Origin of the sequence: Rhodoferax sp. (assembly GCF_025354435.1) — a bacterium.
Lineage (GTDB): Bacteria > Pseudomonadota > Gammaproteobacteria > Burkholderiales > Burkholderiaceae_C > Rhodoferax_B.
The window spans coordinates 1-2,489 of the sequence record NZ_JANXMU010000035.1; the positions used below are offsets into that span (position 1 = coordinate 1).

General features: G+C 63.2%; 3 protein-coding genes. All 3 read right to left on the bottom strand.

The window, feature by feature from the left end; all coding sequences use genetic code 11:
- On the bottom strand, positions 1-808 hold an 808-nt coding region (locus Q0T48_RS08850; protein ID WP_295955263.1), incomplete at its 3' end, for a deoxyguanosinetriphosphate triphosphohydrolase.
- A gap of 147 nt (positions 809-955) precedes the next feature.
- A complete protein-coding gene (gene aroB / locus Q0T48_RS08855) occupies positions 956-2,092 on the bottom strand; it encodes a 3-dehydroquinate synthase (protein WP_295955266.1) in 1,137 nt (378 codons plus the stop codon).
- 48 nt (positions 2,093-2,140) lie between these two features.
- The coding region (locus Q0T48_RS08860; protein WP_295955269.1) for a shikimate kinase at positions 2,141-2,489 on the bottom strand (349 nt) is incomplete at its 5' end.

Consider the following 2,489-nt stretch of genomic DNA (forward strand, 5'->3'; position numbering starts at 1 on the left):
CCACACTGTTCGGCTGGGCGGCCTGCAGGGCGGCCTGGGTGGCGGCGATCACGTCGTAAACCTGGGCGCTGAGCATGCGGCGGATAGATTCATACAGCACGCGGCGGCCCTGCAAATGCGGGTGCTCGGCCAAGGTTTGCTGGTGAAAATGGGCTACCAGCGGCACGTCTTGCAACTGGTCGAGCGTGATCAGGCCGGAGCGCACGCCGTCGTCGATGTCGTGGGCGTTGTAAGCGATCTCGTCGGCCAAGTTGCAGAGCTGGGCTTCCAGGCTGGGCTGGGTGCGGTCCAGAAAACGCTGGCCGACATCGCCCAGGTTCTCCGCATTGGTGCGGGAGCAGTGCTTGAGGATGCCCTCGCGGGTTTCGAAAGTGAGGTTCAGGCCGTCAAACAGCGGGTAGCGCTCTTCCAGCGCATCCACCACACGCAGACTTTGCAGGTTGTGCTCGAAGCCACCGTGCTCGGCCATGCAAGCGTTCAGCGCATCTTGCCCGGCGTGGCCAAACGGTGTGTGGCCCAGGTCGTGGGCCAAGGCAATCGCCTCGACCAGGTCTTCGTTCAGGTCCAGAGCCCGGGCGATGGAGCGGCCCAGCTGCGCCACCTCCAGCGAATGGGTGAGCCGGGTGCGGAACAGGTCGCCCTCGTGGTTCAAAAACACCTGGGTTTTGTAGACCAGGCGGCGGAACGCGGTGGAATGGACGATGCGGTCGCGGTCGCGCTGGAACTCGGTACGGGTGGGCGCAGCGGCCTCAAAGAAGCGGCGGCCCCGGGTTTGCGCCGGGTCGCAGGCGTAGGAAGCTAACGGCATGGGCTAGGATTCGCCCTTAGGCTGCGCTGCGTGTGTTCTGGCTGAAGCAGCGAAGTAGGCAATTGCATTTTTTATAAAAAATAGGGCTCTAGCGTATATTGCGCCTGCGCTAGTGGCTATTACTTCAATAGCAAACATCAAAATGGCTTATGCGCAGCAGGCATCGACCACCGCCCGCACCAGGGCATCGGGTGCGCCGCGCATGGTGGCGCTGCCAGGTGGGCCAATCAACACGAACTTGATTTCGCCCGCCTCGGCTTTTTTGTCCATGCACATCAGTTGCAGGTAGCGGCCAGCGTTGTCGGTCGTCTCCAGCACCGCACCCACGGTGGGCAAGCCCGCGCGCTGGATAAGTTGTGTCAGGCGCTGCACCAAGGCCATGTCGATCAGGCCCAGCCGCTGCGACAAATGCGCGGCCATCACCATGCCGCTACCCACGCCTTCGCCATGCAGCCAGGCGCCGTAGCCCATACCTGCCTCGATGGCGTGGCCAAAGGTGTGGCCAAAGTTCAAAATGGCGCGCAGCCCGGCTTCGCGCTCGTCATGGCCCACCACGTAGGCTTTGATCTCGCAGCTGCGCCGCACCGCATGGGCCAGAGCGGCCACATCGCCCGCGCGCAGGGCATCCACATTCGCATCCAGCCAGTCGAGCAAAGCCATATCGGCAATGGGCCCGTATTTGATGATTTCCGCCAACCCGGCGCTGAGTTCACGCGGCGGCAGTGTGGCCAGCGTGCCCAAGTCGCAGACCACTTTGCAGGGCTGGTAGAACGCGCCCACCATATTCTTGCCCAGTGGATGGTTGATGGCGGTTTTGCCGCCCACGCTGGAGTCCACCTGCGCCAGCAGCGTGGTCGGCACCTGCACAAAAGGCACGCCACGCATGTAACTGGCAGCGGCAAAGCCAGTCATGTCGCCCACCACGCCACCGCCCAGCGCAAACAGCACGGTTTTGCGGTCGCAGCCGTGGCCCAGCAGCGCATCAAAAATCAGGTTCAGGGTTTCCCAGGTTTTATACACCTCGCCATCCGGCAGCACCACGGTGTGGATGGTGGGGTAATGGCTTTGCAGTGCAGTCTGCAGCCGCTGGGCGTACAGCGGGCCGACAGTGGTGTTGGTGACGATCAGCGCCGTCGCCGCACGCGGCAGGTCCGCCCAGGTGGCCGGGTTGTCCAGCAACTGGGTGCCGATGGCGATAGGGTAACTACGGTCGCCCAGAGAGATGTGGACGGTTTGGGGCGCGATGGCCTGGAAAGGCTGAGAGGGCTGAATAGGGGCGGACATAGCCGCACAGTTTAAGGCGAAGCCCACGTTCTTGCGTGCCCCGCCTACTCAAGATGGTGGAGCGCTGCCGCCAAGCTCCAACTGCATGATGATCATGTTGACCAGCGTGGAAACCGAGGGCCGCCCGGTCTCAATCACAAAGTGCGAGGTTTCGCGGTACAGCGGGTCACGGATAGCGAACAGGTCACGCAGGCGGTTCAAAGGGTCTGCCACCTGCAGCAAGGGCCGGTTCACGTCATGGCGCACCCGGCGAAAGACTTCTTCAGGAGTCGACCGCAGATACACCACCTGGCCCCGCGCATGCAAAGCTTCGCGGTTGGCAGGCCGCAACACGGTGCCGCCGCCGGTAGCCAGCACACCCGGACCGTCTTGGGTCAGGGCGTCAATTACTTCGGCC